This is a genomic window from Cryobacterium sp. MP_3.1, from assembly GCF_035984795.1.
Lineage (GTDB): Bacteria > Actinomycetota > Actinomycetes > Actinomycetales > Microbacteriaceae > Cryobacterium > Cryobacterium zongtaii.
In genome coordinates this window covers 1-24490 of the sequence record NZ_JAXCHV010000038.1, presented here as the reverse complement: position 1 = coordinate 24490, position 24490 = coordinate 1, and the positions used below count along the sequence as shown (strand labels likewise).

At 61.0% G+C, this 24490-nt stretch carries 16 protein-coding genes and 1 pseudogene; 16 read left to right on the top strand and 1 reads right to left on the bottom strand.

Annotated elements, in window-relative coordinates:
* Positions 1-70 precede the first annotated feature (70 nt).
* Positions 71-1606, bottom strand: coding sequence for a sugar ABC transporter ATP-binding protein (locus RCH12_RS16770; protein WP_327017625.1), 1536 nt, complete (start codon positions 1604-1606; stop codon positions 71-73).
* 339 nt (positions 1607-1945) lie between these two features.
* Between RCH12_RS16770 and RCH12_RS16765 the strand changes: the two genes are divergently transcribed.
* The 16 genes and pseudogenes from RCH12_RS16765 (at position 1946) to RCH12_RS16690 (ending at position 24365) form a co-directional block, all read left to right on the top strand.
* Positions 1946-2944: an ABC transporter substrate-binding protein gene (locus RCH12_RS16765; RefSeq protein WP_327017624.1), complete on the top strand. Its 999-nt coding sequence runs from the start codon at positions 1946-1948 to the stop codon at positions 2942-2944.
* A gap of 129 nt (positions 2945-3073) precedes the next feature.
* Complete coding sequence (locus tag RCH12_RS16760; RefSeq protein ID WP_103432802.1) at positions 3074-4615, top strand: sugar ABC transporter ATP-binding protein; 1542 nt, start codon at positions 3074-3076, stop codon at positions 4613-4615.
* Positions 4612-5688, top strand: a complete 1077-nt coding sequence (locus tag RCH12_RS16755) for an ABC transporter permease (protein WP_088455065.1) — start codon at positions 4612-4614, stop codon at positions 5686-5688. Before RCH12_RS16760 ends, RCH12_RS16755 begins: the two co-directional genes overlap by 4 nt.
* On the top strand, positions 5685-6710 hold the full coding sequence (locus tag RCH12_RS16750) for an ABC transporter permease subunit (protein ID WP_103432801.1): 1026 nt from the start codon (positions 5685-5687) through the stop codon (positions 6708-6710). Before RCH12_RS16755 ends, RCH12_RS16750 begins: the two co-directional genes overlap by 4 nt.
* A 385-nt stretch (positions 6711-7095) precedes the next feature.
* A complete protein-coding gene (nrdH, locus tag RCH12_RS16745) occupies positions 7096-7329 on the top strand; it encodes a glutaredoxin-like protein NrdH (protein ID WP_066592430.1) in 234 nt (77 codons plus the stop codon).
* 55 nt (positions 7330-7384) lie between these two features.
* Entirely contained in the window at positions 7385-7870 is a 486-nt protein-coding gene (gene nrdI / locus RCH12_RS16740) for a class Ib ribonucleoside-diphosphate reductase assembly flavoprotein NrdI (protein ID WP_327017623.1), read from the top strand.
* Between the two features lie 35 nt (positions 7871-7905).
* Positions 7906-10011, top strand: coding sequence for a class 1b ribonucleoside-diphosphate reductase subunit alpha (gene nrdE / locus RCH12_RS16735; RefSeq protein WP_103479866.1), 2106 nt, complete (start codon positions 7906-7908; stop codon positions 10009-10011).
* Between the two features lie 98 nt (positions 10012-10109).
* Entirely contained in the window at positions 10110-11084 is a 975-nt protein-coding gene (gene nrdF / locus RCH12_RS16730) for a class 1b ribonucleoside-diphosphate reductase subunit beta (protein WP_088455068.1), read from the top strand.
* Positions 11085-11639: 555 nt separating this feature from the next.
* A complete protein-coding gene (locus RCH12_RS16725) occupies positions 11640-12371 on the top strand; it encodes a DCL family protein (protein ID WP_327017622.1) in 732 nt (243 codons plus the stop codon).
* Between the two features lie 312 nt (positions 12372-12683).
* Positions 12684-14444, top strand: a complete 1761-nt coding sequence (locus RCH12_RS16720) for a hypothetical protein (protein WP_327017621.1) — start codon at positions 12684-12686, stop codon at positions 14442-14444.
* A gap of 259 nt (positions 14445-14703) precedes the next feature.
* Positions 14704-15363 carry a hypothetical protein gene (locus tag RCH12_RS16715; RefSeq protein ID WP_327017620.1) on the top strand — a complete coding sequence of 220 codons (660 nt, stop codon included), beginning with the start codon at positions 14704-14706 and terminating at the stop codon, positions 15361-15363.
* Positions 15364-16213: 850 nt separating this feature from the next.
* A pseudogene (locus tag RCH12_RS16710) lies at positions 16214-17827 on the top strand (class I SAM-dependent DNA methyltransferase).
* Entirely contained in the window at positions 17820-19022 is a 1203-nt protein-coding gene (locus RCH12_RS16705; RefSeq protein ID WP_327017619.1) for a restriction endonuclease subunit S, read from the top strand. Before RCH12_RS16710 ends, RCH12_RS16705 begins: the two are co-directional and overlap by 8 nt.
* Positions 19019-22150: a type I restriction endonuclease subunit R gene (locus RCH12_RS16700; protein WP_327017618.1), complete on the top strand. Its 3132-nt coding sequence runs from the start codon at positions 19019-19021 to the stop codon at positions 22148-22150. Before RCH12_RS16705 ends, RCH12_RS16700 begins: the two co-directional genes overlap by 4 nt.
* 40 nt (positions 22151-22190) lie before the next feature.
* Positions 22191-23426, top strand: a complete 1236-nt coding sequence (locus RCH12_RS16695; RefSeq protein ID WP_327017617.1) for a restriction endonuclease — start codon at positions 22191-22193, stop codon at positions 23424-23426.
* Between the two features lie 714 nt (positions 23427-24140).
* The gene (locus RCH12_RS16690; protein WP_327017616.1) at positions 24141-24365 is read left to right on the top strand and encodes a hypothetical protein; all 225 of its coding nucleotides are present in this window, start codon (positions 24141-24143) and stop codon (positions 24363-24365) included.
* Positions 24366-24490 lie beyond the last annotated feature (125 nt).

The window sequence follows — 24490 nt, the reverse complement described above, 5'->3', positions numbered from 1 at the left end:
GTGCAGGGTTGTGTCACCGATTCTAGACGAGTGCCCTGACCGGCCGGTGCCAGGAGTCCGCGGGCGCCGGTCACCGCTCGGCCCCCCGACGCTGGTCGTCGTCATCGTCGGCGCCGTCGGCGATGACGGTCAGCAGCCGTTCGACGGTCAGGTCGTGGTTGCGGATGTCGGCGACCTTCTTCCGGTCGCGCAGGATCGCCACCCGGTTGCTGATGCGCAGCACCTCTTCGAGTTCGGCCGAAATGAAGACCACGGCGAGACCGTTCTCGGCCAGATCGGTGACCAGATTCTGGATCTCGGCCTTGGCGCCGATGTCGATGCCCCTGGTGGGCTCGTCCAGAATCAGCAGGCGGGGCGCTATGGCCAGCCAGCGGGCGAGAAGCAGCTTCTGCTGGTTGCCCCCGGAGAGGTGCCGCACCAGCGCATCCGGGTTCGGCGGGCGAATGTTCAGAGCCTGGATGTAGCTGGCGGCGAGCTCGTCCTGTCGTTTTCGGGAGATCCGACGGAACCAGCCCAGGTCGGCCTGCAGGGCCAGCGCGATGTTGTCGCGCACGGTCAGGTCCCCGATGATGCCCTCGGCACGGCGGTCCTCCGAGGCGTAGGCGATGCGGTGTTTCAGCGCATCGCGGGGGCCCCGGAACCTGTGCACGACGCCGTCGACCGACACGCCACCGCTGTCCGGCCGGTCGATGCCCGCCAGCAGTCGCGCCAGCTCGGTGCGGCCGGAGCCGAGCAGACCGGCCATGCCGACGATTTCGCCCTCGTAGACGGCCAGGTCGATAGGCGCCAGGGCGCCGTCCCGGCCGAGGCCGATGGCGCGCACCAGCGGCCGTTCACCGCCGAGTGCTTCCTCGACCTCCCGCTCACTCGTGCGATGCTGCAGCTCGGAGAGAACCGATATCCCGGCGCCGACCATCTTCTGCACGAGGTCGATCCGCAGCAGCTCATCCGTGAGGTACTCGCCGACGAGCTGGCCGTCACGCAGCACGGTGAGCCGGTCAGAGATCTCATAGACCTGCTCGAGGAAGTGCGAGATGAACAGGATGGCGACCCCGGACTCCTTGAGGTGGGCGATCACCCTGAACAGTTCCGTCACCTCGTCGGTGTCCAGGCTCGAGGTGGGTTCGTCGAGAATCAACACCTTGGGTTGCACGGCAACGGCCCTGGTGATGGCGATGAGCTGTTGCACGGCGAGTGAGTGGTCCGCGAGGATGGACGCCGGGTCGATGTCGAGGTTCATTCCCCGGAGGAGCTCGCCGGCGTGCCGTCGGGTTGCCGGCCAGTCGATGCCGCCCCACGGGCGGCGGGACTCGTGCCCGAGCAGGATGTTCTCGGCAACGCTGAGGTTGGGCAGGAGGTTGATCTCCTGGTACACGGTGCTCACGCCGGACCGTTGCGCGTCGGCCGGGCTGGTGAAGGCCACGCTGACCCCATCGACCTCGATCCGCCCGCCGTCGATGCGGTACACACCCGTCAGCGCCTTGATCAGGGTGCTCTTGCCCGCGCCGTTCTCGCCCAGCAGCGAGTGGACCTCCCCGGGGAACAGCCTGAAGTCCACGGAATCCAGCGCCGTGACGCCCGGGAACGTGACGGTGACGCCGGTCATCACGACGATCGGTTCGACTTCGATTCTGTGCACCTCGCGAACCTCCTCGTCCCCCCTGAATGTTAGGGTTCACAACTCGTTCGGCGCAACAGGCGCCCCGCAGGGCTGCATCCCAGTGAAAAGCCCTTGACAACACCCGCAAAACGCGGATAGCCTCCGAAAAGAGCGATTGTGAAGGCTAACAATTGATCCCGACGACGAAGTCAGAAACTATCAAGCAGCTGGCTAGTAGCGAATTGTTAGCGATCACACATCGTCCAAGGCACCGCAGTCGTTCATTGAACACATTCATACTGCTGGCACGACGCTCGTGCCCGCAGATCTCAAGGAGGAGATCACATGGCACCCACATCACGGTTCCGAGCGTTCACGGGCTTGGCCCTGACCGGAACACTGGCTCTCAGTCTGGTCGCCTGCTCATCGGGGTCGGACGAACCGGCCGCATCCGGTGACGACAGCGGCGAGCTCACCACCGTCGGATTTGTCGCCGTCGGACCCGAGGGAGGCTGGCGCACCGCGAACGAGCAGAACATTCAGGATGCGTTCTCCACCGAGAACGGGTTCGACCTGAAGTATGCCCCGTCCAGCAACGGCGACCAGAACTCGCAGATCACCGCGTTCACCTCGTTCATCGACGAAGGCGTAGACGCGATCCTGCTCTCTGCCACCGAAGCAACGGGCTGGGAAGACGTACTCAAGCGGGCACAGGAGGCCGAGATCCCGGTGGTGCTGCTTGACCGCGGCATCGAGCCGAACGACGAAAGCCTCTACACGAGCCGGATCGCTCCGGACAACGTGGGCATCAGCGCCTCGGCCGCCGAATGGGCCAACGAGCAGTTCCCGGATGGCGCCAACTATGTCGTCCTCGAAGGCCCGCCCGGACTGTCGGTGGTCAACGACCGCAACAAGGGATGGGATGAGGCCGTCGCCGACAATCTGACCAAGCTCGAGAGCCAGTCGGCGAACTGGTCCACCGAAGAAGCCAAGAGCGTCTTCGAGACCATGCTCAAGGCCAACGGCAACGACATCCAGCTCGTCTTCGCCCAGAACGACGAAATGGGCCTGGGCGCCGCTCTCGCGGTGGAGGAGGCCGGACTCACCCCCGGCACCGACGTGAAGATCATCACCATCGACGGCACACAGGCCGCCCTCGAAGCCCTCGCGGCCGGCCGGCTCAGCTTCGTGGCCGAATACAACCCGCTCTTCGGAGAGGACGCCATCGAGGTCGTCAACGCGGCCCTGGCCGGCGAGGACGTCGAGTCCAGCATCGTCGTGCCGAGCACGACCTTCGATTCGCCCGAGGCGGCCACCGCGGCCCTGCCCGACCGCCAGTACTGACCGGCAGCACGACCCGAACGTGTTCGTTCCTGCGGCCCGTCGGCCGCAGGAACGAACACCCCCTTCGTGGCAGGTTCGCCACGCCACTCAACTTTCGAGGCCGACACACCGGCAGGACCAGGCAGAGACATGGCAGCGACAGTGCCGGCAGTGACAGAGCCGATCGTCGAGATGGAGAACATCTCGATCGAGTTCCCGGGGGTCAAGGCTCTCCAGAACGTGAACTTCCGACTCTTCCCTGGCGAAGTGCACACCCTGATGGGCGAGAACGGGGCGGGCAAATCCACCCTCATCAAGGCGCTCACCGGTGTGTACAAGATCGACTCCGGCACCATCACCGTCGGCGGTCTTCCGCGGCGGTTCGCGGGCACCGCGGATGCGCAGAGCGCCGGCATCTCCACCGTCTACCAGGAGGTCAACCTCTGCGACAACCTCACGGTGGGGGAGAACGTGATGCTCGGCCACGAGGTACGCGGGCCCATCGGCATCAACTGGCGCAAAACCCACGAGGCGGCCCACGAGGCCCTCGTCCGGTTGGGCCTGGGCGACCTCGACCCCAGACAACCGCTCTCCAGCATCTCGCTCGCCCTGCAGCAGCTGGTCGCGATCAGCCGCGCGATGGTCACCGACTCCACGGTCCTGATTCTGGACGAACCGACCTCCAGCCTGGACGCGAACGAGGTTGAGGGCCTGTTCACGGTCATCCGCCGACTGCGCGACGAGGGTGTGGCCATCCTCTTCGTCTCGCACTTCCTCGACCAGGTGTACGCGATCAGCGACCGGCTCACCGTTCTGCGGAACGGCGTCGTCGTCGGCGAGCACCAGACAGCTGCGCTGCCGCGCAACCAGCTCATCTCCGAGATGATCGGCAAGGACGTGGACACCCTCAACTCCCTGGGCTCCCAGCGGTCCCGGGCCGTGCACTCGGGCGGCGCGCCCTACTACAGCGCGAAAGACCTGACCCGCAAGGGCTCCATCGAACCCGTGGACATCGAGGTGCACGCCGGCGAAGTGGTGGGCCTGGCCGGGTTGCTCGGTTCCGGCCGCACCGAGCTCGGCCGGCTCATCTACGGTGCAGACAAACCCGATGCCGGCATCGTGACCATCGACGGGAAAACCACCGAGGTCACCAGCCCGGTCGGCGCCCTGGCGCGCAAAATCGCCTTCTCCACCGAAAACCGGCGCGACGAGGGAATCGTCGGCGACCTCACGGTGCGGGAGAACCTGGTGCTGGCCGTGCAGGCCCGCCGCGGCTGGGCCCGGCCGCTGTCCCGCCGGGAACAGGCCGCGATCTGCGACAAGTACCTGGTGGAGCTGAACGTTCGACCCGCCGACCCGGAGCGCGCCGTGCGGGATCTGTCCGGCGGCAACCAGCAGAAGGTCCTGCTCGGCCGCTGGTTGGCCACCCAACCGGAACTCCTGATCCTCGACGAACCGACCCGCGGAATCGATGTGGGGGCCAAGGCGGAGATTCAGGAGACAATTGTGGCGCTCGCCGATGACGGCATGTCGGTGATCTTCATTTCGTCTGAATTGGAGGAAGTCGTGCGCCTCAGTGAGCGCATCATCGTGCTGAAAGACCGGCGCAAGATCGGCGAGATCGTCAACGGACCCGACGTGACCGCCGAAGCCATCGTCGATCTCATCGCTTCAGAAGGGAGCGGCGCATGAGCACCCCCGTCGCACGTCCGTCCGCAGCCATCCGCGTCATCACCGGGCTGTTCCACCAACCGTACGTCTGGGCGATCGTGGCCCTGCTTCTGTTGCTCGTGGTCAATCTCACCAAGAATCCCGCCTACCTCGGGGTATCGGTCAACGCCGCCACCGGCAACCTCTCGGGCAACGTCATCGACATCCTGCGCGCGAGCGCGCCGATCATGATGATCGCGGTCGGCATGACCCTGGTCATCGCCACCCGCGGCATCGACCTGTCGGTCGGGTCGGTGATGGCGGTGGCCGGGGCCGTCTCCATGGAATTCATGCGCAACACCGGCACCGGGTCGTTCGGCACCGCGGTGGTGGCCGTGCTCCTGGCGCTGGGCATCAGCGCGCTGCTCGGCACCCTGAACGGCATCCTGGTCTCGATCGTGGGCCTGCAACCCTTCATCACGACCCTGGTGATGATGCTCGCCGGCCGCGGCCTGGCCAAGGTGATCACCTCGGGCCAGAACACCTCGGCGACGAACGAAACGTTCCGTTGGATCGCCAACGGCACCTTCCTCGGCTTTCCCGTCGTGTTCGTCATCGCGGTGCTGATCGTGGCGGTCCTGGCCGCCCTGGTGCGCCGCACCGCGCTCGGCCTGATGATCGAATCCATCGGCATCAACCCCAAGGCCGCCCGGATGGCGGGGATCCGCCCCGTCGGCATCCTCATCTCCGTCTATATAGTGAGCGCCGTGCTCGCCGGCGTGGCCGGGATCTTCAGCACCGCCAGCGTCATGACGGTGGAGGTGGCGAAAACGGGCATGACCGCCGAAATGGATGCGATCCTCGCCGTGGTCATCGGCGGGACCTCGCTGGCCGGAGGCAAATTCTCGCTCACCGGCAGCATCATCGGGGCGCTGCTGATCGCGACACTCGACAAGACCATCGTCTACATGTCCATTCCCTCGTCGGCGACGCCGGCCTTCAAGGCTGTCGTCATCGTGATCATCTGCCTCCTCCAGTCGCCCAGGGTGCGCTCGATGTTCAACCGGCGCAGAACCCGCGTCATCATCACGGATAAGGAAACGGTGCCGGTATGACCATCACCGAGCTCGATCGGCCGGCCGCACCCTCGCTGCTGTCGCGAATGAAGCCGAACCTGGAAACCCTGCCGACCCTGGCCGCCGTGGCGATCTTCATCGCCATGCTGATCTACGGCGAGGTCGCCTACGGGCGGATTGTGCAGTTCAGCACGATCTCGAACCTGCTGATCAACAACGCGTATCTGATCATCCTGGCGGTGGGCCTGACCTTCGTCATCCTCACCGGCGGGATCGACCTGTCGGTCGGAGCGGTGATCGCCATCAGCAGCCTGGTCGGGGTGATGCTGGCCAACGCCGGCTGGAATCCGCTCATCGTGATCGTGCTGATGATCCTGATCGGCTCGCTCTTCGGTGTCGCCTCGGGGGTGCTGATCCAGTACTTCAACGTGCAACCCTTCATCGCGACCCTCGCGATGATGTTCCTCGCCCGCGGCCTCGCGTCCATCCTCAGCACCACCCCGCAGCGGCTCGACGACGACTCGGTGATCCGCAGCCTGTCCACGCAGTGGAAGGTCTACGACGGACCCAAGATCGACGACCTCGTGACAACCCCCAACGTGCTCATCGCCGCCCTCGTCGTCATCGTGGCGTTCTTCATGCTGCACCGCACCCGATTCGGTCGCACGGTCTACGCGATCGGCGGTTCGGAACAGTCGGCGTTGCTGATGGGCCTGCCGGTGGTGCGCACGAAACTGTTGATCTACGTGATCAGCGGCACCCTCGCGGGACTGGCCGCCGTGGTGTACACCTCGAAGCTCGGCATCGCGCAGAACATCACCGGGGTGGGCTGGGAGCTGGACGCCATCGCCGCCGTCATCATCGGCGGGACGCTGCTCACCGGCGGTGCCGGCTTTGTGCTCGGTTCCGTGATCGGCGCGCTGGTTCTCGGACTGATGAATGTGCTCATCACCCGCGACGGCGGCATCCCGCCGGAGGCCACCACGATCATCACCGGCGGCATTCTCCTCGCCTTCGTGCTGCTGCAGCGATTCGTCGTCTCGCGCAAGCGCAAATCCTGAGCCCCGGAAGGGGGACGGATCCGCCGACCGGGTGATCGACGCGCCCGGCGGCGGATTCCACAGGGCAAAATCATGTCCCCGCTCGACCTGTGGATAACTTCGGGTCCGACCGCGTATTCCTGCGGTCTTCGGTGGTGCCGCCCTGTTGACAACCGGTGGAATGTCGGTGGATAAGTACATAATTGTAATTCCCGCATGTAGTGGCTGTTCCCATTGGCAATCACTAGATGTAGTATTGAAGTCCAAGCAATCGCACAACGCTTGAAAAAGAACTTCGCACTTTACGGGTGCATTTCCACCACATTTCCACTACGTCTTCACCACGGATTTCGCACAGCTTTGCCTATGGTCCGAAACGACGAGAACGATACGAGAGGCCTCTTCGATGGCAATCACCGTCTACACCAAGCCGTCCTGCGTGCAGTGCACCGCGACCTACCGTGCCCTGGACAACAAGGGCATCGAGTACAACATCCTCGACCTGTCAGCCGACGAGAACGCACTCGAGGCCGTCAAGGCGCTCGGCTACCTGCAGGCGCCCGTCGTCATCACCGATGAGGACCACTGGTCGGGCTTCCGCCCCGACAAGATCAACGAGCTCGCCGCGCGCCTGGCGTAACCAGCGTTGCGCCTGGGGGGCGCCGACCGTTCAACTCGCACGAAAAGGGGAACCCATGCTGCTTCAGGCTGATTCCACTCGCGAGTCCACCGCCGGCGCGGCAGGACAGGGTGCCGGCGCGGAAGTCGATGCCGGAGACGTGGACATCGTCTACTTCTCGAGCGTCTCCGGAAACACTCAGAGGTTCGTCGAAAAGCTCGGCCGGCCCGCCGCCCGCATCCCGCTGTACGCCAAGGATGCGCCCCTTGTCGCCCGGCATCCGTTTGTGCTCGTTGTACCCACCTACGGCGGCGGCGATCTGGGGCCGGCAGTGCCGCGCCAGGTCATCCGCTTTCTGAACGACACACGCAACCGCTCACTCATCCGCGGCGTCATCGGCGCCGGGAACACGAATTTCGGTGAGGCCTTCTGCCTCGCCGGGGACATCATCTCGCAGAAGTGCGGTGTGCCCCACCTGTATCGCTTTGAAGTATTCGGCACACCGGACGACGTAGCCGCCGTTCACGAAGGATTGGAAGAATTTTGGAAGCAACAGCCGTGAAGGTCACCCCGATCAGCCCGCCGTCGGGCCTGGACATGGATTATCACTCCCTGAACGCCATGCTCAACCTGTACGGACCGAACGGGGAGATCCAGTTCGACAAGGACCGCGAAGCTGCCCGGGAGTTCTTCCTGCAGCACGTGAACCAGAACACGGTGTTCTTCCACTCGTTGCGTGAACGCCTCGACTACCTGGTCGAGAAGGAGTACTACGAGCAGGCCGTGCTCGACATGTACAGCTTCGAGTTCATCACCAGCCTCAACAACCTGGCGTACTCGAAGAAGTTCCGCTTCCAGACCTTCCTCGGCGCGTTCAAGTACTACACCTCGTACACGCTGAAGACCTTCGACGGCAAGCGTTACCTCGAGCGCTTCGAGGACCGCGTCGTGATGACCGCCCTCGGCCTGGCCCAGGGCGACGAACAGCTCGCGGTCGCCCTCGTCGAGGAGATCATCGCCGGTCGATTCCAGCCCGCGACGCCCACCTTCCTGAACTCCGGCAAGGCCCAGCGCGGCGAGCTCGTCTCCTGCTTCCTGCTGCGCATCGAAGACAACATGGAGTCCATCTCCCGCGGTATCAACTCCTCGCTGCAGCTGTCCAAGCGCGGCGGGGGCGTGGCCCTGCTGCTCTCCAACATCCGTGAGTCCGGCGCGCCGATCAAGCAGATCGAGAACCAGTCCAGCGGCATCATCCCCGTGATGAAGCTGCTCGAAGACTCCTTCAGCTACGCCAACCAGCTCGGTGCCCGCCAGGGTGCCGGCGCGGTGTACCTGCACGCGCACCACCCCGACATCATGCGCTTCCTCGACACCAAGCGCGAGAACGCCGACGAGAAGATCCGCATCAAGACCCTCTCCCTCGGTGTGGTCATCCCCGACATCACCTTCGAGCTGGCCAAGAACAACGAGGACATGTACCTGTTCTCCCCGTACGACGTCGAGCGCGTCTACGGCGTGCCGTTCGCCGACATCTCGGTGTCCGAGAAGTACCACGAGATGGTCGACGACTCCCGCATCAAGAAGTCCAAGATGAAGGCCCGCGACTTCTTCCAGACCCTCGCCGAGATCCAGTTCGAGTCCGGCTACCCGTACATCATGTTCGAAGACACCGTGAACGAGGCGAACCCGATCAAGGGTCGCATCAACATGTCGAACCTGTGCTCGGAGATCCTCCAGGTCAACACCCCGACCACGTACAACGAGGACCTCTCCTACGACACCATCGGCAAGGACATCTCCTGCAACCTCGGCTCGATGAACATCGCGCTGGCCATGGATGCGCCCGACTTCGGTCGGGTCGTCGACACCGCCATCCGCGGGCTCAGCGCGGTCTCCGACCAGAGCCACATCGCGTCGGTGCGTTCGATCGAGAGCGGCAACGACAAGTCCCACGCCATCGGCCTGGGCCAGATGAACCTGCACGGCTACCTCGCCCGTGAGCGGGTGTACTACGGCAGCCCAGAAGGCATCGACTTCACCAACATCTACTTCTACACGGTGCTGTTCCACGCCCTGCGCGCTTCCAACAAGATCGCCATCGAGCGTGGCATCACCTTCGACGGCTTCGCCGACTCGACCTACGCGTCCGGTGTGTTCTTCGACAAGTACACCGACCAGGTGTGGGAGCCCGTCACCGCCCGCGGCGCCGAGCTGTTCGCGAACTCCAACGTCGAGATCCCCACGCAGGCCGACTGGGCCGAGCTCAAGGCATCCGTCATGGCGCACGGCATCTACAACCAGAACCTGCAGGCCGTGCCGCCGACAGGGTCGATCTCGTACATCAACAACTCGACCGCGTCGATCCACCCGATCGCCTCGAAGATCGAGATCCGCAAGGAAGGCAAGCTCGGCCGCGTGTACTACCCGGCGCCGTTCATGACGAACGACAACACCGAGTTCTACCAGGATGCCTACGAAATCGGCTACGAGAAGGTCATCGACACCTACGCCGCGGCCACCCAGCACGTGGACCAGGGCCTGTCGCTGACGCTGTTCTTCAAGGACACCGCCACCACCCGCGACATCAACCGCGCGCAGATCTACGCGTGGAAAAAGGGCATCAAGACGATCTACTACATCCGTCTGCGCCAGATGGCCCTCGAGGGGACCGAGGTTGAGGGCTGTGTTTCCTGCGCTTTGTGATGTAATTCACTGATCTCAGCGGTGGTCGAGCCTGTCGAGACCACGTAAGCAGATCTCGACAGGCTCGATCAACGACGTACCACCAAGAGGAATAAATCATGATTGACAAGCTCAAGCTCGTCTCCCACGTTGACGCGATCAACTGGAACAAGATCGAAGACGAAAAAGACGTCGAGGTCTGGAACCGCCTCGTCAACAACTTCTGGCTGCCCGAGAAGATCCCGCTCTCCAACGACGTGCAGTCCTGGAACCAGCTCACCCCCGTGGAGCAGCAGCTCACCATGCGGGTATTCACCGGACTCACCCTGCTCGACACCATCCAGGGCACCGTCGGCGCCGTCTCGCTGATCCCCGACGCTATCACCCCGCACGAGGAAGCCGTCTACACGAACATCGCGTTCATGGAATCGGTACACGCGAAGAGCTACTCCTCGATCTTCTCGACGCTCGCGTCGACGAAGGAGATCGACGAGGCGTTCCGCTGGTCGACCGAGAACGTCAACCTGCAGAAGAAGGCGTCCATCGTGATGGACTACTACCAGGGTGACGACCCGCTGAAGCGCAAGGTCGCCTCGGTGCTGCTCGAGTCGTTCCTGTTCTACTCCGGCTTCTACCTGCCGATGTACTTCTCCAGCCGCGCCCGCCTCACCAACACGGCCGACCTCATCCGTCTGATCATTCGGGATGAAGCCGTGCACGGCTACTACATCGGCTACAAGTTCCAGAAGGGCCTCGAAGGCGCCACGCAGGAGCGCAAGGACGAGATCAAGGACTACACCTTCAACCTCATGTACGAGCTGTACGAGAACGAGGTGCAGTACACGCAGGACCTCTATGACCAGGTCGGCCTGACCGAAGACGTGAAGAAGTTCCTGCACTACAACGCCAACAAGGCCTTGATGAACCTCGGCTACGAGGCCATGTTCCCCAAGAGCGTCACCGACGTGAACCCGGCGATCCTGTCGGCGCTGTCGCCCAACGCCGACGAGAACCACGACTTCTTCTCCGGGTCGGGCTCCTCGTACGTCATCGGCAAGGCCGTCAACACCGAAGACGACGACTGGGACTTCTAGGTCTGGAGCACTACTGAAAGGGTGTTGTTTCGCGATTTAGTTGTCAGTTTCGCAAATTAGATGTCAGTTTTCGCGCGGTATTTGTCAGTACCGCTACCTGACCCGGTCGCGACGACCTCGCCGTGTAAACCTCTCTCTTCGCTTTTTCGACTCGAAGGGATGCTCCGAGTGCCGTGCACGGCTATTCAAGAACTTCGAAACGTGGGGGGCGGGGCACATGGCTAATGCCAAACGACCGCTTCCGATTGAACTGTGTTCGGGTTGGCCGGAGAACCCTTCGGCCAACCCGAGCGCTGAGGTTGTGCGTTTGTTCGCCTTGAACGTGAGGCGCGCCATTGGCGACCGGAGCGTACGGTCCGCTGCGGCGGATTCTGGACTCAGCCACGTAACGGTTCTGAACGCTCTCAACGGCAAGAGCTGGCCCGACGCATGGACCATTACGCATCTCGAACGTGGGCTGAACTCTGAGCTGTGGCCGCGCCATACCGCCGATTGAATCCGATAGTCCGACTCGGACATTATGACCGTGAGGTTGTCGTTAGGAAGGGGAAACTTTTGGCAAAGAGCAAGGAAGTTGTGGGGGCAACGCTAACGTGGCCTTCACGGATTGCCGCTGAGGCGGAGTGCCTCGCGATTCTTCGAGACCCGCGTTATGCAGATGGCACACCGATTGATGATGAGCGACACGTCTTGGTCCTGACTGAGATTCTCGGCATCCATCAAAACGCTGAGGTTAAAGCTGGCGTTGGGGTGAGGCACTTCTACGTTGGGAACAACAAAAACGCGGACGGTGTGCAGGTCGCCGAAGACAGCATCGGCATCTGGATTCGCCGTACAGACAAGTCCACAACGGAATTCTCGTACATCGAGTCGATTTATCCGAGTGACCATGAGAAGAAGGTCGCCGATGCGTTGAGGGCTGCAATCGAAGACCTTCGCTACGGCTATCGACAAACGCGATTCTCCGCGGGCGGCGCAGTGCTCTCCGACAAGTCTGGGGAAGCCTTTTCCAGTAGAGCTGCCGCATGCGTGGTCTACGAGAACCCGGCTTGGAGCCAGCTCGTGTATCGCTTCGCTGAATCGGAGGGTGGGGCCGACAACATTGAACTCCTAACTGAGAAGGGTAACGATGACGCCTACGTGGGTGACGCCCTGCATGACCCTGCTGTTCGTGAGCGCTGGAGGGAGTTCTACCTGAAATACGCGAGACCTCTGCTCATGACGAGGAGTGAGCAGTCCCGGCGTCCCAAGAAGATTGATAAGACTGCCTGGCGCCCGGACAGGTAGCTGCTACGTGTCGCGGGGACTGAATTGTAGTGAACGTAGTTCTTACGAGGAGCGGCTTCATCATTTGGTCTGCAGCATCGAATTCATAGGGGAGTGACGATGAGTCGCGGTGGCATTGGTTTCCAGACGTTGGCTTGCGACGTTTGCGGGCAGAAGCGGATTCTCGGTGCCGCATGTGACGATTGTGGTTCTCGCCCAAGGGCAGGGGAAGTAAACGCAGATGTAGTTCGCCGCCGGACGGCCGTAGCGGTGTTGGACAGGCGCGTCGAAGAACTGCGAAGTGCAGCATCGGTCGAGCCTGGTACGCCAGCAGTGCGTGACGTTGAGGCTGCAGTCGAGGAGGTTGCTAAGGCGTTCAAGCTGTTTGTGGACAGGATGGAAAACCGGGACGTTGTAGAACAACTCGCGGCTGCGGTTGCCCATCTCCTCGGACTTAGCCAGGCGGTGTCCTCCCTCCCTGCACGACGGCCAAGTATTCCTATTCATGGCGCAACGGTCGCGGCGTTGGAGCGCGGGGTCCAGTTTTGGTCAGACTATCGAGAGGCATTGACTGCAGCCACAATTCACGAGGCTCAGCGCCTCGGCGGCCGCGGGCAAGCGCACCTAGATTCGGTAGCCGACGCGTATTCTGGGCATCTCCGCGCGCACGGCGCGGCGGAAGGCTTCGACGGCGACTCAGGGATTTCCCTATTTCAGCGTGTCTTTAGAGGTATCGAACACAACTATCCTGGCGTTTCTATTCTCGAAATCGATGAACGCGGGCGGGCCGAAGTCGCGAAATTCGCCGGCGTCGATGTAGCGTCGGGCATGGGGGCGGAGTTCTTGGTGCTCGATACAGTCGCCGCCGCACATCTTGACGGTCATCGTCTGCGTCGCGTACTTGCGGAGAGTGCGCGCTTCTGTTCGAATGCACCTCTTCTCGTCTCTGTCGCCGAATCTGAGGGTGTGCTGGACGGTCTGGCAGCAAGTCGGCGGCGGCTCGCGGAGGCACTGAACGCGTTCGAAAGCGTGATGCTAAGTGAGACGAATGGCGAAACAATATTCCGTCGCCTGATGCGTCTCCACGCCGAAGTCTACGAGGAAGTGGCCGGGCCACTGTTTGCGCTCTATCTGCTTTTGGCCGGGGCCAAGTCAAGGCCCTATCTCAAGCTCATTTTGGATGGGGCAACATTATCCAGTGATGCGCTAAAGCGCGTGCCCCAGTTGGACGAATGGTTTCTGGGCCGCGACAACTTTTTGAGGAACGCCGCACAGCACGGCGGCGGCTTCCGTGTCGATGGCGACAATGTCGTTTTCACGTTGAAGACCTACCAAGGTACGCACTCGGCCCTTGAAGTTGTGGACATGATTCTCGCAAACCTTGAGTCGCTTAGCGCTGCATCGTGGGCGCTGCGAAATGCGCTGGAGGTAGCCGGTATCGCCATTCCCCTGAGCGATTCGGATGCGGACTACCTAGGGCTTTCAGGAATCGAACTCTCTCGGGTCATGCTGGAGCATCACGGGCTCGAGGTTGAAGTTTTGAGTCGGAACGAGCACTGGGGATTCCAAGTTTCAGGTAGCGAGGTGAAGCCATTCAACCTCGCGCTCGTGATTGCGATGTCCGAGGCAGCTAGCCAGATTCAGACAGTTACCATCGGGCTCGACGGTTCAAAGGGGGACACGATGGAGCTATCTCTGGACAGCTATCGGGAGTTCGCGGCGAATGCTGGGAAATTGCAGGGCGCCTCAGCAATTCAGGGAATCGTTGAGCTTCGGCACGCATGCAAAGTAGGGGGTCACGGGATGCTGACGTCCAACGACCTCATGTTTGCGGTGGCGCACGCAGGCGCATTCCTCCTCGCTGGTAACACCAATCTAATTGGGTTGCTCCGTCGGGCTCAGAAGCTCGCAAACGAGTACAACTTTCTGGACGTGCAGACGCTCGTTTCAGAGGTATTTACCGAATTCCGCGGGAATGAGCCGCGCGCGATTGCAGGACTCCAGCGACGCCTTACGGAACTGGGAGCAGCTACTGCGGCTCCCGCCGTCCCTGAATGCGACCGAGTGCGTGTGGTACTGGTAGGCGGGTCCTGACCGGCCGCCACGAGTTGGTTGGGTGGTCTTGACGGCTGTCCGCGTGGTGATTACTATTACCGTAGAAATCGCTGCTTCACGTCAAAGAACGACCGTGGAAACTCTTGGGCACGATTGAACTAGTCGTGTTGATGTAGCGACGGAGTCTGCTGGGAAAACCCTCCGACGTCCCCGTCGTTCAAAATAGCAGTCCAATGCCGAACTCACTCGGCGTTGATATCAAGCCCGACCAACGTGGAACGGGGGACCAATGAATACCGTGGATGAACTCAGTGGAGACGAATCGTGGGTCTGGCGCGTCACGACAGTCTGCAGCAGCTACATCGTGAACCTCCAGCGCGGCACCGTCACCCGAATCCCAGGTATCGGCAGCAACGTCACCTTCAACGATTTCGAACGTCCTCTCCGCACACTTGACACGTGCAAAGTCGGCGAGACCGGGTATTGGACGATGAAATCCGACGATTCATTCGCCGACTATTACACGCAGCAAAGCACGACCATCGTGCGAATTGAGCTTCTCACCGGAACGGAGCTGGGGAAGGCAGCCACGGATGTTGCCCTTCAAAATATCAACGCCCTGGATGGGTTGTACTCGATGGATGAGGTGGCGACCATGCTGAAGGTGGATGAGCCCCAAATTAGGGTGATGCTCGCTACGGACCAGCTCATTGCGCTCATCTGGAGGGATGAAATCGTGTTCCCCGGCCTTCAGTTCGGACCCGACCGTGACCATATCGAGTCCTTCGTGCTCCCACTCGTCTCGGCGGCTTCCGACCTGGACTTCTCGGGCTTCAGTCTGACTTTCTGGCTGTACACGCCGACCACATATTTTGGCGGCGACCGGCCGCTCAGCCACCTTGACGAACCGGAACACCTCGTCGAGGCGTTCATCGCTCATGCGAGCATCGAGTGGTGACAGGGCGGTCGTCAGCAGCTAAGCAATGATTCGCCTCCCCCAGCGACGCCACAATCGGCAGCACACGCAATGTATTGGCGGCCAACGCCAAGTAGTTACCTTTTACCCAGCCCTGGAGACCCTCCACCGACTATCGACTCAACCCACCTCTTCTTCGTCGGGTCGGGCGTCGGCTTGCGTCTGGGTACGATTCCCCGGTCAAGGCTCGCTTTCTTGAGAGCGACTGCCTCTGCTTCGTAAATCCGTTGGGATGCACTAGATGCTTTTCGGCGTGATTCGAATGACTTTGCTTTGCCCACTCCTCCTGGCTTTGTGGTGGAGCGGCGGGCAACAGCCGGCCTCGGTGCCGGCGCCTTGATTTCACGGGCTTGAAATTCGTTCCGCCGCTGGCGGGACGGAGCTGCCGGCTCTACGAGTCGCGGACGAACACGGGGATTCGGCGCCAGGGCCTTTCGAGATGCCCGAAGTAAGTCGCGTTCTTGAGCCGCCGTTGGTCGAGGGCGAAGGGTGTCCACGACCAGCCTCCCCGGCGGCCCGCCTGTTCCTGAGCAGCGACCTCTGCTGGACTCGTGGGCCGTCATCACTCGTCTGGTGCTTACCGTGGCAGTTTGGTCGCAGACCGGGCAAATTGCTCGCATCGTTGAAGGTCCTCTCGTGTAGTTGCACGATACGGGCTGCCTCCGACACGACCGTTGCCACGACGCGCGTCCGTTGACGACGACGGCGTGCGTCGAAGCGCCCCTTCGCCGCGTCGTGTAAGTAGTGTCGGCCCGACTCGCTAGGGTGAATATGAGGCCGGGCTGCTTCTTCAGGCACCCAATCATTTTCTCGGCCGTAGGGGGAGTTTCTGTTGGCCAGTAAGACTAATAAGACTGCAGCGGCGAGTCTAGAAGACACGCTTTGGGAGGCGGCGAACCAGCTGCGTTCGAACATGGACGCTGCCGAATACAAGCACGTCGTCCTTGGCCTCATTTTCCTCAAATACGTCTCAGATGTTTTCGAGAGACGTCGCTCAGAACTTGAGCAACTTGCCGCTGATGAGTCGAGCGACTACTTCATGCCCAATGAGGAAGCGCTCGCACAGCTTCTCGAAGACCGTGATGAATATGCGGGCGAGGGAATCTTCTGGATTCCGGAAGGCCATCGTTGGTACGACCTTCGCAAGAAAGCGAAGCAGCCCGACGTAGGTGGACGAATCGACGCCGCGATGGAGGCCATTGAAAAGGAAAACCCCACCTTGAAGGGTGTGCTTCCAAAGAACTATGCGCGACGGGAGCTCACCCCGCAGATGCTGGGCGGACTCATCGACCTATTCTCTAACGAAAACCTGGCCGCGGAAGAACACGAGAATCTCGACGTACTTGGCCGAGTGTTCGAGTACATGCTTTCAAAATTCGCCAGCGCTGAGGGCAAGCTCGGCGGTGAATTCTTCACACCTCGTAGCGTCGTCAAACTCATGGTGGACATGCTCGAACCCTTCAACGGCCGCGTCTACGACCCCGCCTGCGGCTCCGGTGGCATGTTCGTGTAGGCAGACCGCTTCGTGAAAGCCCACGACGGCGTTCGCAACGACATCAGCGTCTACGGCCAAGAGCAGAACCCGACCACCTGGCGGCTGGCAAAGATGAACCTCGCACTCCGGGGCATCGAAGCAAACCTCGGCCCAGAATGGGGCGATTCGTTCACGAACGACCAACATGCCGACCTGCGTGCCGATTTTGTCATCGCTAACCCGCCGTTCAACATAAAGAACTGGGGTGCGGACAAACTGGCCGGTGATGTCCGCTGGCAACACGGTAACCCTCCGGCAAACAACGCGAACTTTGCTTGGATTCAGCACATGCTCCACCATCTGAAGCCCACTGGAACAATGGCCACGGTTCTCGCGAACGGGTCGTTGTCTGGCCAGGCTGGCGGCGAGGGCGAGATTCGCAAGAACCTCGTTGAAAAGGACCTTGTCGAGTGCATAGTGGCGCTCCCAGGGCAGCTGTTCTTCACAACTCAGATTCCTGTATGCCTCTGGTTCCTGACGAAAGACAAATCAGGACAGGCTGTTAAGAGCGAGCGCTCACAGCGCGCTCGCCATGGCCAAGTTCTTTTTATCGACGCCCGACAGCTCGGCGACATGGTTTCGCGTACAAACAAGGAACTGACGAACATCGAGCTCGCGTACATCGCGGATATTTATCACGCCTGGCGCGGAGAGCCTGGCCAGAGCTCCTACGAAGACGTGCCCGGATTCTGCGCGAGTGTAAGTCTTGAGCAGATTGCAGAACACGGACACGTGCTGACGCCGGGCCGCTACGTGGGTAGTGAAGCGGTGGAAAAAGACAATGAGCCACTCGACGACAAGATATCGCGGCTGACGTCTGACGTCCGTGCAGGCTTCGAGCGTAGGGCGAAACTCCAAAATCTCGTCCTTGGGTCGCTCGACGCGTTAACGCTGAACGCCCCCAATGCATAGCTGGCGGAGTCTGGAGCTGGAGCAAATCGCCGATTTCTATTCAGGAGGTACGCCTCGGAAATCGGAGTCGCAGTACTGGAATGGCGACATCCCGTGGATAAGCGCCTCGAGCATGCACACCATGCGAGTGGACTCATCCGAGAAGATGGTCACTCAAGAATCGATTGGAAATGGCACACGCATCGCTCCGAGCGGTTCGACGCTAGTCTTGGTGCGCGGAATGAGTCTTCTCGAAGAAATTCGCACCGTACACGCAACGCGTGAGGTCGCATTCAATCAAGATGTAAAGGCTCTTGTCGCAAAGCCGCACATTGACCCTTGGTTCTTGACTTACGCCGTACAGGCGCGTCATTCGGAACTCATAGGTGCCGTTCATCTGGCTGGCCACGGCACGGGGGTGCTTGCCACAGAACGGCTTAAAAAGCTTCGGTTGCCTGTGCCGTCCCCTGAAGAGCAACAGAGAATAGTAGGAGTGCTCGGAGCGCTTGATGACCTCATCGAGACGAACGAGTATCTCGCACGGACGTTAGATGGGCTGTTCCACGACATCTGGGCGAAGCTCTTCGCAAGCTCAGGGACACTGACGGAAAGAGGTGTCCTCGCGGACCTATGCGCAACTCAGTATGGGCATACTGCATCGGCCACGAGTGCCCCCACTGGCGTGAAATTCCTTCGTGTAACCGACATTAACAAACGGAATTGGGTTGACTGGGAAACGGTTCCCAATTGTGAAATTGACGAGGGTGCCCTTCGGAAATATCGACTCCGCCGTGGTGACTTGCTCGTTGCTCGGATGGCCGACCCGGGGAAATCCGCCATCGTGGAACATGATGTTGAAGCGGTTTTTGCTTCCTATCTCGTGAGGCTTAGCCCTCGCCGCGACGACTTGTCTTTATTTCTGTTCGGGTACCTCAAGTCTCGCGCGTTCCTCGACTACGCCGCAGGGGCGATGACGGGTTCGGTCCAGAAACACATGAACGCCAAGGTCATCGCCGCAGCACCAGTTTGTCAGCCCGACTTAGAAGCAATTGAAACGTTCACCCAGATAGCGAGCCCAATACGGGAACAACTCGCGGCGTGCATAGACGAAGCGTCTCAGCTTCGGCGAACGCGGGAAGAGTTGTTGCCGTTACTCATGTCGGGCAAAGTTCGGGCAGGCGACAGAGCCAGCATTGGGGCTACGGGGGGCGAATGAGCGGTATTCCGACAGAGGCTGAGCTTGAAGAGCTTGTTCTCGATGAACTGCGCGTCCTGGGGTGGACGGTCGCCTATGGTCCAGACATAGACCCAGAATCTAGTGAGGCTGAACGCCATGACTTCCGCGAGGTGGTGCTGCAGCATCGGCTGGCTCACAGTGTCCGTCGTCTCAATCCTGAACTCGACGAATTAGCGGTCGAGGATGCCGTGAAAACGGTCATACGGCCGGAGTCGCAACTGGTCATGACGGAGAACTGGCGGGCGTACCAGTCTCTAACTGAGGGTGTGCCGGTCGAGGTTCGGGATTCCTCGGGTGCGCCGCGCACGACGCGGGCGCAGCTCGTCGATTGGGAGAACCCGCTCAATAACGATTTTCTCGCCGTGAATCAGTTCACCGTCGTTGGTTCCGCGAAGCGGCGTCCCGACATCGTGCTGTTCGTCAATGGCCTGCCACTCGTGCTCTTGGAACTGAAGCGGGCGGGCAATGAAGCGTCGTCGCTGCGGGGTGCATTCAACCAGGTGCGCACCTACACGCATGACATCCCAGACCTGTTCACCTGGAATCAGCTCGCCGTCATTAGCGATGGCGTGCAGGCGCGAGCCGGCACGTTCGCGGGCAATTGGGAGCACTTTGCGCCGTGGAAGACCGTGCATGGCGAACTCGCTCCCCCGCTGCTGCCGGAGTATGAAGTGCTCACCAAGGGCATGCTCAACCCGACACGGTTGCTGGACTTGGTTCAGAACTTCACGGTTTATACCGGAGACGCCGGTAACCCCGTGCGGTTCGTGGCGAAGTACCACCAGTTCTGGGCGGTTAACAAGGCCGTTGTTGCCACCGTCGAAGCTGTCGAGGGTGATGGTCGTGCGGGAGTTGTGTGGCACACGCAGGGCTCGGGCAAGAGCTACGAGATGCTCTGGTACGCGGCCAAGATTATGCGGAACTCGAGAATGGAAAACCCGACCGTTGTGGTCCTCACCGACCGAAACGACCTCGACGACCAACTCTTCGACGACACCTTCGCGGCCGCCCGCATTGGGGCTCCGTTGCCGGAATCGCCGGTGCAGGTTGGGTCGAGGGATGAGTTGAAGCAGATGCTGGACGGCCGGGCATCCGGTGGCATCATCTTCTCCACGATTCAGAAGTTCGGCATCTCGAAGGATGAGAAGGACGCGGGAACTGCTTTCCCGTTGCTGTCAGACCGTCTGAACATTGTGGTGATGGTTGATGAAGCTCATCGGTCGAACTACGACTTTATCGATGGGTTTGCCCGGCATCTGCGCGATGGGCTGCCGAACGCGACATATATCGGCTTCACCGGCACGCCGATTGAGTCGAGTGACAAGTCGACGAAGAATGTTTTCGGTGACTACATAGACACCTATGACCTCACTCAGGCGGTCGCCGACGGCGCGACGGTCAAGGTCTACTACGAGCCGCGTCTCGCTCGGGTAGAGCTGCCTGTGGACGCACTCGGCGACGTTGACGATGCCTTCCGTGACGCCACCTCTGGCTCCGAAGATGAAGCCAAGGACCGACTGAAATCAAAGTGGGCACGGGTCGAAGCTATCGTCGGCTCCGACAAGCGCATCGCCGAGCTGGCATCCGACCTCGTCACACATTGGGAAGCCCGGCGTGAAGTGCTCGCCGGCAAGGCGATGATTGTGACAATGTCGCGCCGCATCGCTGCAGCGCTGTACACCGCAATCGCGGAACTTCGTCCGGGCTGGGTCAGCGATGACGACGCATTCGGAAAGCTGAAAGTCGTGATGACCGGTTCGGCCGCTGATGACCAGGCTCTGCAGCCGCACATTCGCTCAAAGCAGGCTCTGCGCGATTTGAAGCAGCGCGCGAAGAACCCGAAGGACGAGCTGGAGCTGGTCATTGTGCGGGACATGTGGCTCACCGGATTCGATTCGCCGTCAATGCACACCATGTATGTCGACAAGCCGATGCGCGGCGCAAACCTCATGCAAGCCATCGCTCGGGTCAACCGAACGTTCAAAGACAAGCCGGCCGGCCTCGTCGTCGACTATCTCGGCATTGCCGAGGACCTGAAATCGGCGCTCAAGGAATACACGGACCGTGACCAAGAGAACGAGGAGCTCGGCGAAGACCTGCGCGAGCAAGCCATCCCGGGCATGGAAGAGGCCCACGGGGTCGTCGACGCAATTCTGCACGGCTATCCGTGGCGTCGCGGCCTTGCTGCTGGCGGTGCGAAGGCTTTCGTTAATACGCTGACCGGCGCAGTGGAATACCTGCTCTCTGCGCACATAACAGTCGGTGACGAGTGCACGAAGGACAGCCCGTGTTTGAAACATCGGTTTCTCGCACACGCGGGCCGTTTCGTGCGGCTCTACGCGATGTGTGCCGGAACGGATGCGGCGGAAGCGCTCAAGAGTGACGCCGCGTTCTTTGAAGCGGTGCGTGCACAGCTCGCCAAAGTCGAGGGTGGCGACTTGCGTGTTGACCCAAACGCCGAGGTCGACACCGCCATCCGCCAAATCGTCTCCGACGCCATGACCGGCGTCGGTGTCATCGACATTTACGAAGAGGCCGGCCTCGACAAGCCTGACTTGTCGCTCATCAACGATGACTTCATCGAGAAGTTCAAGAAATCAGACCGGAAAAATCTGCAATTGGAGATGCTGCGTCGTCTGCTGAACGACGAGATTAAGCGCATCGCGAAGCGCAACGTGGTCGCCAGCAAGCAATTCTCTGAGATGCTGACCGACTCACTACTGCGCTACCAGAACCGAACTCTCGACTCCGCTCAGGTCATGGGCGCTCTGGCTGATTTGGCACTGAAGCTGACGGCCGAAGCGAACCGTGCGCAGCAACTCGGGCTGACCGATGATGAGTTGGCGTTCTACGACGCCATCCGAACGAATGACTCCGCTGTGGTGGAGCTGGGCGACGACAAGCTCAAGCTCATCGCCCATGACCTGGTGGAAATCGTTCGTCGTGACGCCAAGACCGACTGGGCCGTGAAGGAGCAAGTGCGAGCGAAGCTGCGTGCGACCATCAAGCGCTTGCTGCGTCGTCATGGGTATCCGCCGGACATGCAGGAGAGTGCGACGCTTACTGTGCTCAAGCAGGCCGAAGTAATTGCTCGTGTCGCTGCGTAGGGGTCGAGCTTGAACCAGGGGGCTTGTCTTGGATAGAGAAATGTTTATTCAGCAATTTCGCGACGAAGGTCACAGTCTTGGTGAGAGGGCGCCGAGGGGGACGCTGACCTCTTCTGACTTCTTCATGGAATCGCTGAAACATTTGCTGAGCCGTTTGCTTGGCGCGGAGGAGGACGTCGGCCCCTATTCGCGGGAGACCCAGCGCCTAGAGATGGCGGCGCGCTCCGCATTTATTGACGGCGCGGCGGAAGGGTTGCGCAGTGCGACGACTGAGCCAAAACCCGGGGGTCGAATCCTGGAGCTCCGTGCCCAGATTGCCGCGCGTGATGTAGCGGCAGAGTCAGCGAGGATTGGTGCCGAGAGCCTCTCAGACACCTCGGTACGAGCCCAGACACTTCCTCGACTGTCGCCGGAACGGCGAGCTATGCAGCGCTATCGGGACGCAAAGGATGCCGAGGTCGCCAGGGAAGTGGAGCGCCTGCGTCGGGCAAGTGCGGATGCTGTTGAACGCAGGGTGGACGAGCTTGTTCAGGAAGAGCTTGAAGAAATAGCTGCAGAGCGCCAAAGCCTGCGGCTAGAGGGGGCAGCGCTGGTCGAAGAGCGGCAACGAGGCAATGACGTGCGGGAAGATGCGGCGAGTCTTGTCAACGCCGCTGAGAGGCTCCGTTTCGAAGCTCAGCGCATACGCGATAGCTCTGAAAATAACGTGCGTCGCATGCGCGCTGACACGCTTAGCGACGCTCAACGGGTTGTAGCAGCCGTGTTCGAAGCGCGCGAGTTCCAGAACGATGCTGATGCAGGTAGGGAATGGCCACGACCTCAACCACAACCGTATGGCGTTTCGCACGAGGGGGCCGAGATGCTTGGGCGAGATTGGCTCCGGTTTCTCGGTATCGGAGACGCTGAGACGACGCGTGCATCCGGCGACGGCGGTGTCGACGTCGCCTCGGCGAGCCACGTCGCGCAAGTCAAGAACTACTCGGGAAGTGTCGGAGCCGAGGCGGTACGTCAACTTGCCGGCGTTGCAATGGTTGAGCAAAAGCGCGCGGTCTTCCTAACAAGTGGAACTTATACCCGGGAGAGCGTTCTGTTCGGAGCGCGAGCAGAAATGGCGCTCTTCACATACGACGCACCGCGTGGCCACTTGAGGCCGATGACTAGAGAGGCCGAACGGATGCTCACGGAGGCGGACCCTGAAGGTCTCGCGCTAGAAGATGTGCTCGCAGAGGCGGCTGACATGTTGAGCCAGCTCCGTGGCGTGCCGCCAGACGTATAGGCGGGCAAGTCGGCGAATGACCTCTCCGATGCAGATGACCCGAGCTAGGGCTAGCTCGATGCCCCATCCGCGTGGCACGAACTGGGCCGCTGCGCCGGGTAGCGGTACCGGAGCTGGGCAAGGCTTGACGATTCTCTTTTCGGTAATTATTATTACCTTGTGAACTCAATCCGTGTTCAGAATTGTCTGTCAGGCCGTAGCTTGAGGCCAGCGTTGCGCAACTCGTCATCGTGCAGCGCTGCGCAGTGAGGGGCGGATAGTGAACAGCTTCGACCGGGGTGGATGCTCTGTCTCGGTGGAGAATCCTGACACCGAGAAGGTGTGCAAACGACTCCCGAGGCCCGTCGCGCGTGTTTGGGTTCCGACACGCCGAGGCGCTCAAGCGAGCTCGGCCTCTGCGCGGTGTATTACTGAGTACATGAGCGGTGCTCAAGTTGATGCGAACCTAGGTGAGGCCCTGCGGGCGACCCAATGTCGGACTCTCTGGTAGCCAACGCGCAACTGACTCCGACGCCGGGTACCGGTGCCGGAGGTATCGTTCTCTCATCGACAATCCACTGGTTTGATTCTCGTAACCAGAAGCGCGCAGCCCGACCCACTCCAGCTCTACTCAATGAGCGGTTTCACGCGAACGCAGTGAGTCGTGTCGGGGAGAAATACCCCGGGCGCCGGAACTTTCACGGGAGCTATTGGTTCTCCTCGACGGCACAGCACGTGAAGTTCGAGTCAGGCTTTGAGCAAACCGCGCTCATGGTTCTCGACTTCGATGGGGATGTTGCGGGAATTGCTGCACAACCTTTTCTGATTGATTTTGGACGCAAGCAATCACCCTCTACTCACGTACCGGACTTCTTCTCCGTCCGCCGCGATGGCACCCAAAGCGTCCTCGACGTTCGGCCAGTCACGCGGCTGAATGACCGAGTGAATATTGGCTTCTGAGGGAGCCAGGTGTGGTGCGGGTGGAGGCCACTGCGCCGGACCATGAATCGTGTCGTTCAGAGCCGGGGTTGGCGTGATTGAGAGCCACCTGAAAAGCTCCTTCCACCATGTGAGGGCCACGTGGT